Below are 16,207 nucleotides of genomic sequence, written 5' to 3'. Positions count from 1 at the left end.
GTCAGTGACGGCTGATTCTACCCTCTATTTTTCTTTTTGGATTATAGTGAGAAGTGAGAGAAAGCTCGAACATAGTTCCATGAGCGTAGTATAAGCCCGCAGTAAAAACCGAGCTTCTTCACTGACATTCTTGAATCAGGTTTAAGTATGTTGGGGCTTCGAGCCCGTGTATAGGAAATTGGAATCGGAATGATTGAGTGAAGAACTTTCGAAAACAGAAAGAAGGATTTATATGGCAACTGTTATCGCATTAGATGTTTCAAAGGGAAAAAGTTTTTATGTGATTTATCAAGAAATGACTTGTCTTTATGAAGGTGAAATCACACATACCAAAAGCGGGTTTCAAGAGTTACTTGCTCTTATTGAGCGTTTGCCTGAAATGCCAGAAATTGTGTTTGAATCGACAGGTATTTACTCTCGACCAGTAGAAACTTTTTGTCAAACGAATCAGTTGATGTATTATGTTTTAAACCCACTTCAAGCCAAACAACAGATGGAAAAGGAATCTTTGAGAAAATGGAAGACCGATAAACGGGATGCTCATCGATTAGCACAAACTCATTGGAATAATTCGAGGACAAAGACTACTCCAGCCGAACCGCTCTATCAAGAGCTTAGAGACCTTTCAAGATTCTATCAAGAAATCATGGATGAAATCGGACGTATGCGCATGCATTTGCACAACGCGATCCAGCTAACATTTCCTGAACTTGAACGAGTATTGTCAAACAGACTTACGTCATACGGATTAACCATGATTGCTCAATACCCTCATCCATCATTCGTGTTGAAGCAATCTAGAACGATCATCAAAAATCAATTAATGAACGCTACCGCAAAGAAAATATCAGATAATCGTGCAAGAAACAAAGCAGAGGAACTGATTGCTTATGCCAAAGATTCCTATCCAGCTGTTTCTGAAACGGCAATACCCGTCGCAAAAACACGCTATTATGCGGAGCAGCTACAAGTTCTTTTAAATCAGAAAGAAATCTTAGCGAAACAAATGATTGAATCTGCCAAACGGCTAGAAGAGTTTTCTATGATCGCTAGTTTTCCTGGGATTGGTGAGCTCAGTGCGGCTCAGTTCATTGGTGAGCTAGGAGACCTTCGTCGGTTTTCTGATTCTAGAAAAGCCAACGCTTATATAGGTATTGACATAAGGCGCTATCAATCTGGAAAATATTTAGCACAAGACCACATCAATAAACGTGGAAATCCAAAAGGTCGAAAAATTCTCTTTTTTATTATCAAAAATATGATCAGAGCCCAACATGCGGCGCCGAATCATGTCGTCGATTACTATTACAAATTAAAAAAGCAACCCCTCCCGAAAAAAGAAAAGGTTGCCATCGTAGCTTGTATGAACAAGCTGCTAAAGTGTCTCCATGCCATGGTTAGGAATGGGACAAGGTACGATTACTCGTACACGGTCTCAATGGACCATTAATATAAGATAATTATACCACTATTTCCTCTCTTTAAAAAAATGAACAAAGTGAGGGTTATTTGACATGGGTAAAGATACTTAACAATCATATTAATAAAATTAAATTGACACTCTTTTTCGTTTCCCTTGACTAATCGTAGGAAAAGAACTGTGACAGCACTTCAAACAAACCGTTTAGCCAAAGGCACAAGGAATTGTTCCTATGGTTCAGTTGATCCTTTGGCTGATTGAAGAGAAGGGGTTCTCCTACCAGCTATGATCGTTGCGTCTGTTTTTGCATCTGTTACAGTTCTCGTTTTGCTTGTTAAGGATGAAGGAAAACCATTTTACAGGTTATTGACAGCTGTTAAATGGAACATTTGGGTTGCGTAATCACCAGATAGTGCAGGATCAATATAGAAGCCCATTTGCATCAATTCATCGCCGCCAATTTCAGTTTCTCCCATTCGATATAATAAGTCTGCCTCTAATCCAGCTAACTTGAGGGTGACCAGTGGTGCAGATGCTTCGGTCAATACGCGGAAATAGAAAACGATGGCTTCTTGTTTATCCTCTGAGACATACATCCAAGCCGTATCATTGCCTTCAAAAGGACTTAATAAACGGACAAAGGTACCGTATTGGAAGAGGCGCCGATGGGTTTTGTAAAAGGCCACTTGCTCTTTGATCGCCTGTTTTTCTTCAGGAGATAATGACGTCAAATCCAGTTCATAACCTAACACCCCAGACATCGCCACATTGCCGCGAATCGCTAAATCCGTCATCCGCCCGGTCTGATGGTTAGGGACCGCAGAAACATGGGAACCCATACTAGAAGTCGGATACGACAAACTAGTGCCATATTGAATTTTCAAACGGGCGATTGCATCGGTGTTATCACTGGTCCAAATTTGCGGCATATAATATAAGAAGCCGGCATCAAAGCGACCGCCGCCGCCTGAACATCCTTCAAACAAAATATTCGGATAAGCAGTCGTCAACTGCTCTAAAAAGTCATAAAGCCCTAACATATAGCGATGGAAGACTTCCCCTTGTTGCGTGGGTTCCAATAACAAAGAGTAAACATCGGTCATATTGCGGTTCATGTCCCATTTGATATAATCGATCGGAACTTCTTCAAAAATCGCCGTGAGTCGCGCCAAAAGATGGTTGCGAACATCTGCTCGGGAAAAATCTAAGACCCACTGACTGCGGCTCAAAGCCGGTGGCCTTCCAGGAACTTTCAAGACCCAGTCTGGGTGCTGACGATAGAGTTCACTGGCTTCTGAAATCATCTCAGGTTCTAACCAGAGACCAAACTTCAAACCTTTCTGATGAACTTTTTCTGCAAATCCCCGCAGTCCGGAAGCTAGTTTTCCTTTGTTTTCATACCAGTCTCCTAATGAAGTCAAATCATTTTCTCGGGCACCAAACCAACCATCATCTAAAACAAACAGTTCAATTCCCAAAGCTTTGGCTTCATCAACGATCTGCTCTAACTTTTCTTCATTAAAATCGAAATAAGTAGCTTCCCAATTATTGATCAATGTTGGTCGCTCCGCAAGCTTGTGCTTCCCGCGGATAAGATGGCGGTCATAAAAACGATGATAGGTTTGTGACATTTGGTTGAGTCCTTGGTCACTAAACACCGTCACAACTTCTGGGGCTTGGAAACTTTCTTCTGGATCCAAATTCCAAGCAAAACGATAGCTGTTGATCCCCATAATGACTCGTGTTTGCCCATAAGGATCCTTTTCAATCACGGTTTCATGATTGCCGCTATATAGCAGACTGAACCCATAGCATTCCCCCGTAAATTCTGTGGTTGTCGGATCAGCTAAAACAACGAAAGGATTTTGCTGATGACTGCTGGCCCCTCGTTTGCTGTCGAGTTTCTTGATCCCCGTTTGAACCACTTCTCGAGTAATCTGCCGCTCTTTCGCCCAAGCACCATTTAGCTGGATCAGCTCAAAGGGCCGATTAGAAAAATCCAGTGACTGACTGGCAAGTTGACGAATCACAATTGTTTCGCTGCTATGATTTTTTAGCATACTCGAGCGAATGATCGCTGGGGTGTCGGCAAAGAGACTGTAGGTCAAAATCAACTCAAGGGCAGCAATGTCATCCCGCAAAGTGATTTGCAGCGTTTCGATTTCCTTTGTTTCACCATAGGTTTGCGGTAAACCAGCAAGTGCTGGCTTGCCATGACTGATTTCATGGCTATGGTACATAAAATGAGCACTATGGCTTCCGTTGGCTTGCTGAATATCGTACGCCGCTTCACGAAAATCACCAAACCCATTGCCAGGAAACTCAAGCATCAATGTATCCAATGAAAACAAGCGATCTGTACTACCTGCTGGATTCGGCGAGAAGGAACGATCGAATCGCGGGTAGCGGTAATGGCCCGAATACTGGTTGAGCTGCTTGCCAAAATAGAGATGGGCCAAGTTGCCCCCTTCTTCAATTTGGATCACATAACTGACTTGTTGGTTGCTCAAATGGAAAATCTGGTTTTTCTTATCAAAATGAATCATCACGTTACCTCTTCTTTATTCTTTATTTCACAGATCCCAACATGCCTTGAACGAATTGCTTTTGCAACACGAAAAAGATAATCGCGGTTGGTAAAGTCGCAATCACAATGCCGCACATCATCATACCGTAATCAGGTGTATACGATGCCCCCATCGCTGATAATACTAACGGAACTGTCCGTTTATCCGGCGACTGCAAAGCAACTAACGGCCATAAATAATTGTTCCAGCTATTCATAAAGGTGATGATAGCAGCTGCTGCATAGGTATTTTTGGCTGTTGGCATATAGACCCGGAAGAAAATACTTAGTTCATTTAACCCATCGATACGAGCTGCTTCCACTAATTCTTTGGGAAAAGCTTTGATGTTTTGACGGAAGAAGAAAATCAGAAACGCTGTACAAACAGAAGGTAAAATCACCACTGCAAAAGTATTGATTCCGATGGGAGTTCCGCTAAGCTGACTAAACATCCGATACAAAGGAATCATCAATGCGGCAAATGGGACCATCATGGATAAAAGTAAAATATTGAAGATACGGTCTTTGGTTTTGGTTCGATAGATTTCAAAGCCATAGCCAGCCATGGAAGAAAACAGTAAAGCAAAAACAGTCGTAATCACAGCAATCACGGCGGAATTACCTAAAGCACGGGTAAAATTCAATTCTGAAGCAAACAGGTTTTGAAAATTGATCACCAGTTGATCCCCAATCATGATTTTTCCTGCCACGATATCAAAGGTTTGATTGGTCATTCCCAAAATCATCCAAACAAATGGAAAAATGGAGACAAAGGCCAACAGGCCCAAGAAAAGATATTTTACGCTTAAAGAGAATGTTTTCAATTTTCTTTCCCTCCTAATTTTGTTTGGATCACAGACAAGACGACGATAGCAACCACGATCACAAAGGAAACAGCTGCTGCATAGCCAAAGTTCGGGGTGAATTTATAACTCAGATTATAAATATACTGCGAGAGTGTCGTAGTGGCATTGGCAGGTCCGCCACCTGTGATATTTTGTACTTCATCAAATAACTGCAGTGTTCCGATGGTTGACGTAATCGTTGTAAATAAAATAATTGGCCGTAAATTAGGGATTGTTATTTTGAAGAATTGATCCCATTTAGTCGCACCATCAATCTCAGCGGCTTCGTAAATGCTAGGTTCAATATTTTGCATACCAGAGATAAAGAAAATCATGTTATAGCCTGTCCAACGCCATGTAATGGCAAAGATGATCAATACTTTTGCCCAAAAAGGATCCGTTAACCAAAGGATCGGCGTATCGATCAGATGGATCTGCAGCAAAAAATTATTGACTAATCCATTGGCAGAAAACAAACTTTTCATGATCAGCGAATAAGAGACCAGTGACGTAATACAAGGCAAAAAGAGCGCCGTTCGGAAAAGGCCTTTGAATTTTAGTTTCTTGTCATTTAATATGTTTGAAACGATCAGTGCCAAAAACAGCATGATCGGAACTTGGATCAATAAGTATAAAAACGTATTGCCAAAAGCCTTCTTAAAGGTTGAGTCACTCAGCATCCGCTGATAATTTCCCAAGCCATTGAATGACATCGTTGTCGGTGGTCCCGATTGAAAAGAAGTAAAAAGAGCTGAAATCATAGGAACAAATACTAATAATGTAATCAAGATCACAGGTAATGAAATAAATGCGTTGCCATTCGCAAACCAGTTTTTTGATTTATTTTTCATGGTGATTCCTCCTTTAGACGGCGCTACGGCGATTAAAAACCAAGAAGCATACGAAGACTGTTCAACAACTCCCTCGTAACCACGGGGGAATTGTTGAAACCAGCAAGGATCATTCGTATCTTCTTCGTTGATTAGGAAACCATAGCGAAACGAATTGCTTAGTTTGCGATTTGTGCTTCTACTTGTGTTTGGGCTTCATCTAACACTTTATCAATGTCTTCGCCATTGATTACTCGTTGTAAGCTTTCTGTCAATACAGATTCGATGGCATAGGTATGATTCCCGTAGTTGACTGCTGGAATTTCCTGAGACCATTGCGAGAAGTCTTGGAAGACTTTTTGTCCCCCGTAGAAATCAAGGCCTGAAGTATACTCTTTCGTTTCTTCTGCAGCATTCATGGTTGAGACTAACCCGATTTCTGTTGCCAATGTTCCCATCAATTCTTTATTTGAAGCAAAGGTATTATCTAAGAAGTCTTTGGCATTTTCTTCGCCAGCTACGCCTTTGATCACATACCAGCCTGCGCCACCAATGCTGGATGCATTCACTGATTTGCCGCCTGCCAATGCTGGAATCGGTGCAATCGCCCATTTACCGCTTTGATCTTCAGCTCCTTGAATGGTACTAGAATACCAAGCGCCAGTTGGTGCTGCTGCCACATTTCCGGACTGAACCGCATTGACACCGCCATCCCAGTCAGAAACTTGTTCAACTAATCCTTCATTCAATAGCGTAGCCAAGACATTCAAGCCCGCTTTAAATGATTCATTGTCTTTGATCGTTACTGTCGTGCCGTCTTCACCGGTATACCATTCGCCGGCTGACTGCATGATGATCCGAGCCAATCCAAGATCACTTGGATCTAATGACATCATGGCATGGCCGGTTTTTTCTTTGACATCTTTGGCAATGCGAATAAAGTCATCCCAGGTGATGTCCTCAAGATCAGCAGCTTCATACCCCGCATCGGCTAAATAATCAGTTCGGTAAAACAATCCAGCTACCCCACTATCAAAGGGAACGCCATAGATGACATCATCGATTTTGTTGACAGCGAACTTATAACTAGAAAAATCATCTTCATTGACGATATCCGTTAAATCACTGAAAGCATCCGGATAAGAAGATAAATAGCCTTGAATACGATAATCCTCGATCAACACGATGTTCGGTAACCCATCGGTATTTCCTGATGCAAGGCTAGTGTTTAATTTTTGGACGATATCATCTTGTGACATCGTCACTACTTCTACATCAACATCTTTATTTTCATAAACTTTCTTGGCTTCATTGACCGCTTTAATATTGAAGGTTTCATCCCAAGCCCAGACTGTTACTTTATCAGAGGACTCTCCAGAATCTCCGGTGCTGGCGTTATTGCTGCCGCAAGCAGTCAGTGTGAGTAGCGTAGCGGCGGTCACGAGTGATGCAATCAATTTTTTCATTTTTTCTCCCTCTTTCCTTTTAAGTACATTGTTACTATACACTGGACTTGTAAACGGATACAACGTTTCTGAAAGAGCTTACTAAAATAGTCCAAAAATAGAAAATTTTTACCAATACCGTTCTTATTTGAAAGCGTTTATACTAGAATAAAGAAATAGGGGGGATACCATGCAACATTTACATACGGTCTTACTCGTAGATGACGAGTCCACGATCCGTGATGGATTAAAACATATGATCCGCTGGGAACAAGAAGGGTTCCGACTGTTGGGAGCTGCCGCCAACGGACAAGAAGCTTTGACACTGATCCAACAACTACAACCTGAGATCGTCATCACTGATTTAAAAATGCCTCAAATGGACGGCATCCAACTAACAAGGGTGATTCAGCAGCAATATCCGAGTATCCACTTTCTGGTATTAAGCAGTTATGATGACTTCCAATATGTCAGCCAGTCATTCAAAAATGGCGCCATCGATTATTTATTGAAGCCAACCTTGACACCGGCACTCTTAGTAAAAGCACTCCATGGGATTCGGGAAAAAATGACAGATGCCCGACAAGGGACTAGTGAGATTCCACTGCAAGAATCGTTGAACCGTTATCTAGCCGGTTATGAAGAACCGCTGCTTCCTTTTATGGACTATTTTGATTTGACTGTCCAGCAAAAACTCTGTTTTCTTTACACCAATGGCAGTTATTTTCGCTCCTCGGAACAGCTTTTTCATGCGCTGACAGAATTTTCGCAATCAAAGGCCTGCTTAAAAACATTGGCTTTTAAGACTAGTCATAATGATGCAGGACTATTGATCAGTTATATGGAAGACAGTGACTTCTATTGTCCTTTGAAAAAGTGTTTGGAACAATTGACTTATACCGAACCGAATGCCTTTTTTACCCTTGGACGTCCCTTTGAACGAATGGAAGACTTACGTCCTGCTTTTTTGGCAATCAAAGAAAAAAGCCGTGAACAATCCTTTTTTTACAAACAGCAAAGACTTGTTTTCGAAACAGAGCTTTTTCCTTATATGGAAAGTGATCGTTTTGACACGAAAAAATTTTTGCGGGCATTATTAGATAATAACTTTTTGTTGGGAATTACCCGTATCGAGGACTATTTCAATGAAATGATCTTGTCGAATGTCGATCCTAACTTTCTAAAGCAGCAAGCCAGCAGTATCTTTTATACATTGTTGTCACGACTAGAAGAAGAATTTCCTACCGCCCCTCGCTTTAGCCGCTTGCGGGCAGAATTTCTCCACGAGATTGGCCATGTCTTATACTTAGAAGATTTCTCAGATTTATTACTGTCTACGATCGACGAGATTCGCCAACAATTGACAACGCTTTCTCCAATTGATGAAGATGATCTGTTGGTTTCGATTCAACGGTTCATTCAAGACAATTATATGAAGAGTCTTTCACTCTCTGAATTAGCCGAAACTTTTCACTTTAGTTATACCTATTTGTCTGCTTTTCTCTCCTCAAAATTAAAAATGAGCTTCTCTGACTATTTGAAAAATACGCGCTTGGAACGAGCCAAGGAATTATTGATCCAGTCCGAATTAAATCTGTCAGAGATCAGCGAGGCCGTGGGTTATTCCGATATCAGTTATTTTTCTCGGATCTTTAAAAAAGAATTTCAGGTTACGCCTTCTAAGTATCGGCGGTTGAATCAATTATGAGAATCCAGCAGTGGCTCAAAAAAAATGAATTATTCAGTCGCATCTTTCTGTTTGTCATCGTTGGAGTCATCAGTGTGTGTCTATTAACAGTGATCGTTATCTACGGCCGTTCCAAAGATGCTTATGTCGCATCCTATCAAAGTTCGAATCGCTTGCTTCTGGATAAAATCCAAGAAGATTACGAGCGTTTGAATGAGAATATCAACCGTATTTTTGATGTCGTTGATGAAAGTAAAGCCGTCGAAAACTACTTGAAAGGAGAATTGAATCAAGGGCGAACGATTTTAGAATTTACGGAACAAATGAAAGATACTCGTTCGCTTTTTCAAACGATTCCTTCCAACTTGGTCTTGATTGGAACCAATGGCCGATCCTTCTTTCAAAACGACGCAGTGCGAAATCAGTCGGTGGAAGACTTTCTGGCAAGTGATTTCACACGACAAATCAATGAAAATGAAGCGATTAGCCAGTACTATTTTCTGGAACAAGGATTGAGTACCTCCACCAGTCATTCCCCTGGGTTGATGTATGTACGCAAATTGATGAAGGACGATGCCTTGTTTGGCTATGCGCTGATTTTTTTGAAAGAATCGGACTTTTCTTCTATCTATCGGCAATTGTTAGATACAACATTGCATACTATTTATGTGGTCAATGACCAAGGACAGATTTTGTCCACTTCTGAAACCCAAGAACTCGGGGCTGTTTTTGATCCAGCCATGATTGAAGACAAACAAGACTCTGTCAACCAGATGCCGCTTTATTCTTATCAGTTCACATTCTATGATCTACTGGATGAATCACATTTGGTCCGCAACATGAATCTGATCAAACCAGCAGTATGGATCGTTGTTGTTAGCATTTTACTGTTTAGTTTGTTGGCTTTCTGGATCATTCGATCGATCACACAACCCATCTATCAATTGATCGACAAATTGCCGGCAGTCACACAGGGAGATTTCAGCAATAAAGTCTCCATCAATGGTACCTATGAAACCCAAGAACTTGGACGGGCCTATAATTTGATGCTGGAGGATTTAGAATCCTATGTCGATCATTTAATGGTCACAGAAGCGGAAAAACGCAAATTTGAGATTCGTTCCTTACAAATGCAGATCCAGCCCCATTTTATTTACAATACATTGACAGCCATCAAGTTTTTGATTTGGCAAAATGAACAGGAAAAAGCGACTCAAGCCATCGATAGCTTCGTTCAGCTGCTCCGCCATACGTTCAATCGTAAAGAGATCGTACCGTTAAAAGATGAATTAGCCATTGTAGAAGAGTATTTGGTACTAATGAATGTTCGCTATGGTGACCGAATCCAATCAACGATTTTCTCTGCCGATGGCTGTGAAAATTGCTTGGTTCCAAAAATGATTTTGCAACCCATCATCGAAAATGCCTATCTTCATGCCTTCCCCGAAGCAGAAAAAGGGTATATCCAAATTTTTTCTCGCATTGGTAAATTGGGACTGGTCATTGAAATCATTGATACGGGTATCGGCTTTGATGACGCCTCCTCCCTGAATAAGCAACAGACAATCGAACATTATTCTGGTATCGGACTGGAAAATATCGATCAACGAATCAAACTGCTCTATGGGGAAAAATACGGGTTGACTGTCGACTCTCGTGTCAATGAAGGAACCACGGTTCGTCTCCTTTTGCCAAACCAACAAGCGGACTAAAACAAAAAGCCAACCATATCTGCTCTGGCAATCTTTCTCAGAGCGGATACGGTTGGATCCTTTTTGTTTCTAATTACTTAAATTTTCGCCATTGGAGGCAATCACTTGCTGATACCAGCTAAATGACTTTTTCTTCCGACGTTCCAACGTGCCGTTTCCTTCGTTGTCACGGTCGACATAAATATAACCATATCGTTTCTTCATCTCACCCGTCCCTGCAGAAACCAAATCGATACAGCCCCAAGAGGTATAGCCTAATAACTCTACGCCATCTTCATCTATAGCAGCTTTCATGGCTTCGATATGGGCTTTCAAATAGGCGATGCGGTAATCATCGATTATCTCACCAGCTTCATTTGGCTCATCGACAGCCCCTAACCCATTTTCAACAATGAACAAAGGCTTTTGGTACCGATCATACAAATCATTCATAGTGATCCGCAAGCCTAAAGGATCGATTTGCCAGCCCCATTCAGAAGATGCCAAATAGGGATTTTTGATTGTTGGAAATAAATTCCCTGCTGTTTTTTCCACTCCTGAATCTTCGGAAGCTGCTACTCGTGAAGCATAATAAGAAAATGAGATAAAATCAACCGTATGGGCTTTTAACAATGCAGCATCTTCTGGTGTGCATGGAATAGTGATTCCTTTTTTTGCTAGCATTTTTAAGCCATAACGGGGGTATTCCCCTCTTGATTGGACATCAATGAAAAAGTAGTTGCCTCGATCACTTTGTTTGCTTTCCCAAACGTCTTTCGGGTTGCAACTGTAAGGATAATAACTGGCTGCTGCCAACATACAACCTACTTGATTGTTGGGATCGATCTCATGAGCAATCTTAGTCGCTAATGCACTAGCGACTAATTCATGATGGGCAGCTTGATATTTGACTTGTTCTTCGTCTTCCCCTTCTTCAAAGGTTAGCCCCGCGCCCAGAAATGGCGCATGCAAGATCATATTGATCTCATTGAAGGTCAGCCAATAGTGAACCAATCCTTTGTATCGCGTAAAGATGGTACGACACAATTTTTCATAAAATTGGATCATTTTTCGATTACGCCAGCCGCCATAGGTTTTGATCAAATGGATTGGGCAATCAAAGTGTGTAATAGTCACTAGTGGCTCGATTTGATGTTTGCGGCATTCCAAGAAAAGTTCCTCGTAAAAGTGCAAACCTTCTTCATTGGGCACCTCTTCATCTCCATTGGGGAAAATCCGCGACCATGCAAGGGAGAGTCGGTAGGTTTTAAAGCCCATTTCCGCAAACAACGCAATATCTTCTTTAAAACGATGATACATATCGATGGCTTCCTTTGCAGGATAAAAATAGCCTTCTTCAAAGTCCAACATCTTTTTTTTACCAGTGATCACAGCTCGTCGATCGGCCCCAGTTGGAATCACATCGACATTGGCTAAGCCGCGTCCTCCTTGATCATATCCGCCTTCACATTGGTTGGCAGCAGTTGCGCCACCCCATAAAAATCCTTCTGGAAATCCCATTTTCTCTCACATCCCTTGTCTTCTAATTGATGACTTTAATGATTTGTTGTCCAAAGTCGATAGGGCCTTCATTAGCAGTCAAAATGTCCCCAACTTCACCACTATTCGTCACAACGATCGGCGTGATGACCGGATAGCCTTGTGCCTTGATTCCAGCAAGATCGAATTGGATCAATGGGTCTCCTACCGCTACTTTCTGGCCTTTTTCTACTTGGTAGTCGTAGCCTTTGCCATTCAATTTTACCGTGTCGATGCCCACATGGATCAACAATTCGATGCCTTCATCGCTGGTCAACCCTATCGCATGCTTTGTATCAAAAACAGCCGTAACCGTTCCTTGAATCGGTGCAGTGACCATTCCTTCTGCTGGTTCAATCGCTACCCCTTGACCTAAAATTTCTTCTGAAAACATCCCATCATTGACTTGTTTCAAACTCTTTAGCTCACCTTTTAAGGGTGATTTGATTTCAGCGCCACTAAAGTGCTGATTTTCTTTCTTTACTGGCGTTTCTGCCTCTGCTTCACTTACTGGGTCTTTATACAAGAACAATGTCACAATAAAGGTAATCACAATACTGATGGCAGCCCCAATACAGGCATTGATCAAATAGCTTAATGTATCGTCACCGATATAACTTGGCAATGTCAAAAGACCAGGAGACCCACCAGAAAAATTACGTACGCGCATAATTCCCATGAAGAGGCCACCAAATCCACCACCGATCATTGCTGCATAAAGCGGGGTCTTGAAGCGCAAGTTGACACCGTATAACGCTGGTTCAGTAATTCCAAAAAGACCAGTTAAACCAGCTGAGAAAGCTAACTGTTTGATTGTGGTATCTTTTGATTTGATTCCGACACCAATTGCTGCTGCACCTTGGCTGACATTAGAAGCAAGCATTCCTGGATAAATCACTGTATCGTAACCGGCTGTCATCCGATTGTTGATACCGATCGGTACCAGACCATAGTGGGTTCCGGTAGCGACAAAAAGCGGTGAAAATGCACCAATCAACAACGGAACGATCCACGGACTAACACTTTCTAAAGCTTGGATTCCTGAAGAGATGGCTTCACTAATAATATAACCAAGTGGGCCTAACACAACGAGTGCCACTGCTCCCACAATGAAAATCGTCAGCAATGGTTTACTGAAAAACTTGATGGCCTTTGGCGAAACTTTATCAGCAATTGGTTCGATATAAGACATGAACCAGACGCTAAGAATAATCGGGATTACCGATGAGGAATAAGTTACCGGAGAGATTGGCAAGCCAAAGAGTTGGATGCTTCCACCAGCTTCTTTGACAGCATTCACCATCGCAATAAAGTTTGGATGTAAGAGAATCCCTCCCACCATCATCGCCAGATACATATTCGTCTTAAATTTTTGTGCAGAAGACGCTGCTAACAAAATCGGCAAGAAGTAAAACGCCGCATCTGCCATGAAATTCAAAATTTGATAGCTTTGACTTTCGGCAGTCAAGACATTGAAAACTACCAATAAAGATAAGACAGCTTTTAACATCCCTGCTGCAGTGATTGCTGGCAAAATAGGCGTAAAGATTCCTGTGATCGTATCAATCACTTTGGCTACCCGACCACGATCATCTTTTTCTGTTCCTTGATTTGTTTCAAGATTTGTTTGATTCGCGATCTCTTTGTAGACATTTCCGACATCACTGCCAATGATGATTTGGTACTGTCCGCCTTTATTGACTACACCCATGATGCCGGGTGTGTTTTTTAACGTTGCCTCGGCTGGTTTTTGATCATCTTTCAAATTAAAGCGCAGTCTAGTGGCACAATGAGTTAATCCTTGGATATTTTCTTCGCCACCGACATTTTCAATGATCGATTGTGCTAAATCTTTATAGTTCATGTTGCTGTTTCCTCCTAGATGGTTTTTAGTCATTTCTTGTGTGTCAAAAAAAAATACCTAAATGAACCTCATCGATTGAGGTCCATTTAGGTATAGCCTGCCTTACCAGTAACAATCCTAAGCACTTGTTATTCGTTTGATGTGTATCGTTAAATAAATCAGTTCATCTTCTTCTAACGGTCTACCAAATTCTTTATTGATATATTCGCTGATTTTCAATGCACACGCATATTCTTTCATATAGCGCTCTTTCAACATGAAAATAAAACTGCCTGTGCCGGCATCATCCAGCTTGGTCCCACTGAAAAGCCGTTGTACAAAAAATTTCAAATGGGTCACAAAACGTTCATAATTCAGAGAATATTCATCCAACTCCATCGAAAAATGGTATTTGACGATATTTAGGACATGTTGAATGATTTTTGCCATTTCAGAAACTTGGCTCACTTCCGCCATCTCTAGCTCCGCATTAACGATATGTAATGCAATAAAGCCAGCTTCGTCTTCCGGTAACTCGATTGACAGACGATTTTTGATGATCGATAACGCTTCTTTTCCGATCAGAAATTCATGGTTATAGAACCGTTTGATTTCCCAAAGAAGAGCATTCTTGATTTCCATGCCATTTTGATAGCGCTCGATCGCATAGTTGATATGGTCGGTCAACGTCAAAAAAAGGTTTTCACTCAATTTTTTTCCTAAAGATACTTTCGCAAAACTAATAATTTCATTGGCAACTTGAATTTGTTCGATTGGTATAGAAGAAAGCAACTGGGTAAGTTTGGTGACATTCCACTCTTGTGTACTAAGATAGACTTTTTCGATCTTGGTTTCGTCAATGGTATCTCCCGGCTTCTTTTTGAAACCAAGGCCTTTCCCCATAACGACCAACTCTTGATGGTCTTCATTCTCAGAGATCACAATATTGTTATTAATCACTTTTGTCACATTCATTATTACAGCCCTATTCTTCTTTAGATTTCTTCACACAAAAAATAGGTATAGCCCACGTAAAGCGGTAACAATCCTCAGAGCCAGTGTAGCATGCGAGAAAACAGTCGTCAATCAGATTTTCACAAAAGAGACTGAAAGACTGGTTCCTACGAAGGGTTTTCTCATGTTTTCTTAGATTTTCTTTGGCCATTCCACCTATATAGAATCCTTTATTTCACTTCTTTTCAGTTCCTGGGAGTTAGGGGATTTTTCTATCTATTGTACCTCATACTTTTACCTAGCTCCTCTAGATTTTCGCAAGCCACTTTCAGAGAAAAACCTCAAAAAAAACTACACCGCACCCATGGTGCACTGATCGTAAGCGACGTTTTGAGAAAATTCGGTGCTTGGCGAGATTTTGTCTACCGGAGACCATCTACGTGAGAGTCACCGGCCCAAACCAGACAAAACAGACAGATTTAGTCGGTCGATTTGTCTCGTGAACAGGTGGACAAAGCGCTCATTCCATCTTGCAATGTCCCTGCAGCCTTCACTGAATCCAGTAATGATTCTGTTAACCTGCTACCACAGCCCGCTATCGCAATTTTGACTGTATCTCAATGTGGTTAGTTTTAGATTTCTAGCAACTTCGTTTCCTTTCAGCAAAATCTGTCGAGGAGTCAGTCATTGCTTTTCATCTCTTTGCACCTCATAACATGTCACTGCCAGAGAAATCTTAGATTTTGCTCTCATGAATTCAATAACGACTTTGCTTCCTTTGATTTGGTCAGTCGAGACTATTTGCAGCAATTGTTTCGAGAACTCCTTGACCAAGCCTGTTCTCCAACAGCAAAAACGATTCCAAATCCTGTTACTACCTCGATTAGTGGAAATGCCTGTAATCCTTCAACAGCTTTGCTGTCGGAGAAGCTGCTTATTCTCAATTACTCCCTTGTTATTCTCAATCAACATCCCTCGCTTTTTGCCTTTTTATTGCTAACGCTACGAGACTAGTCCCACAGACAAACATTTATCTGCAAGCCAAAGTATTGATTTCAAGGGATTTCTGTCTGTTTGTTCGAAAAGGTTGATGGCAAAGTTTCTTCATTATCCCTCTGATTTTCAGCAGATGCCCTCTCTAGAGTGTAAAAACAATTCTTGTTGCTTTTCGCTTGTTTAAACAGATTTTATGTGTTATTTTAAATGCAATATAACTCTTTAATATCCTCCGTTTATTAAACAAGAAACTGGATTCAAATAACAAAATAGTTGTTTAAAACAATTCTTTTATCTTAAAAAAAGGCATAAAAAGAAAGAAATCCTGCTGTTTCTGAGTAGTTTATTTATTCACTTACAATCTCCGGTTATTTTTCCACCAAAACAATTT

The 16,207-nt window shown here is 41.1% G+C and carries 9 protein-coding genes and 1 pseudogene; 3 read left to right on the top strand and 7 right to left on the bottom strand.

Annotation, left to right across the window (positions count from 1 at the left end):
- The first annotated feature begins 232 nt into the window (after positions 1–232).
- Positions 233–1,450: an IS110 family transposase gene (locus Q0A12_RS10140; protein WP_291292536.1), complete on the top strand. Its 1,218-nt coding sequence runs from the start codon at positions 233–235 to the stop codon at positions 1,448–1,450.
- Between the two features lie 326 nt (positions 1,451–1,776).
- Here Q0A12_RS10140 and Q0A12_RS10135 read toward each other — a convergent pair whose 3' ends face one another.
- From Q0A12_RS10135 to Q0A12_RS10120, 4 genes and pseudogenes are all read right to left on the bottom strand, one after another.
- On the bottom strand, positions 1,777–3,966 hold the full coding sequence (locus Q0A12_RS10135; protein WP_291292535.1) for an alpha-galactosidase: 2,190 nt from the start codon (positions 3,964–3,966) through the stop codon (positions 1,777–1,779).
- 22 nt (positions 3,967–3,988) lie between these two features.
- A pseudogene (locus Q0A12_RS10130) lies at positions 3,989–4,789 on the bottom strand (carbohydrate ABC transporter permease); the annotation flags it as partial.
- Positions 4,790–4,806: 17 nt separating this feature from the next.
- Positions 4,807–5,682: a sugar ABC transporter permease gene (locus Q0A12_RS10125; protein ID WP_291292533.1), complete on the bottom strand. Its 876-nt coding sequence runs from the start codon at positions 5,680–5,682 to the stop codon at positions 4,807–4,809.
- A gap of 158 nt (positions 5,683–5,840) precedes the next feature.
- On the bottom strand, positions 5,841–7,127 hold the full coding sequence (locus Q0A12_RS10120; RefSeq protein ID WP_291292532.1) for an extracellular solute-binding protein: 1,287 nt from the start codon (positions 7,125–7,127) through the stop codon (positions 5,841–5,843).
- 169 nt (positions 7,128–7,296) lie between these two features.
- Between Q0A12_RS10120 and Q0A12_RS10115 the strand changes: the two genes are divergently transcribed.
- Positions 7,297–8,814 (top strand): response regulator, encoded by a 1,518-nt coding sequence (locus tag Q0A12_RS10115; protein ID WP_291292531.1) that lies wholly within the window; start codon positions 7,297–7,299, stop codon positions 8,812–8,814.
- Complete coding sequence (locus Q0A12_RS10110; RefSeq protein WP_291292530.1) at positions 8,811–10,505, top strand: histidine kinase; 1,695 nt, start codon at positions 8,811–8,813, stop codon at positions 10,503–10,505. Before Q0A12_RS10115 ends, Q0A12_RS10110 begins: the two co-directional genes overlap by 4 nt.
- Before the next feature lie 69 nt (positions 10,506–10,574).
- Here Q0A12_RS10110 and Q0A12_RS10105 read toward each other — a convergent pair whose 3' ends face one another.
- The 3 genes from Q0A12_RS10105 to licT form a co-directional block, all read right to left on the bottom strand.
- Positions 10,575–12,005 carry a 6-phospho-beta-glucosidase gene (locus Q0A12_RS10105; protein WP_291292529.1) on the bottom strand — a complete coding sequence of 477 codons (1,431 nt, stop codon included), beginning with the start codon at positions 12,003–12,005 and terminating at the stop codon, positions 10,575–10,577.
- A gap of 22 nt (positions 12,006–12,027) precedes the next feature.
- Positions 12,028–13,887 carry a beta-glucoside-specific PTS transporter subunit IIABC gene (locus Q0A12_RS10100; RefSeq protein WP_291292528.1) on the bottom strand — a complete coding sequence of 620 codons (1,860 nt, stop codon included), beginning with the start codon at positions 13,885–13,887 and terminating at the stop codon, positions 12,028–12,030.
- A 117-nt stretch (positions 13,888–14,004) separates the two neighbouring features.
- Positions 14,005–14,841: a BglG family transcription antiterminator LicT gene (gene licT, locus Q0A12_RS10095; RefSeq protein WP_291292527.1), complete on the bottom strand. Its 837-nt coding sequence runs from the start codon at positions 14,839–14,841 to the stop codon at positions 14,005–14,007.
- Between the last annotated feature and the right edge of the window lie 1,366 nt (positions 14,842–16,207).

Origin of the sequence: Enterococcus sp., from assembly GCF_022711995.1 — a bacterium.
Lineage (GTDB): Bacteria > Bacillota > Bacilli > Lactobacillales > Enterococcaceae > Enterococcus_D.
Note: the sequence above shows the minus strand (reverse complement) of the source record. Positions and strands in the feature narration are given on the sequence as shown.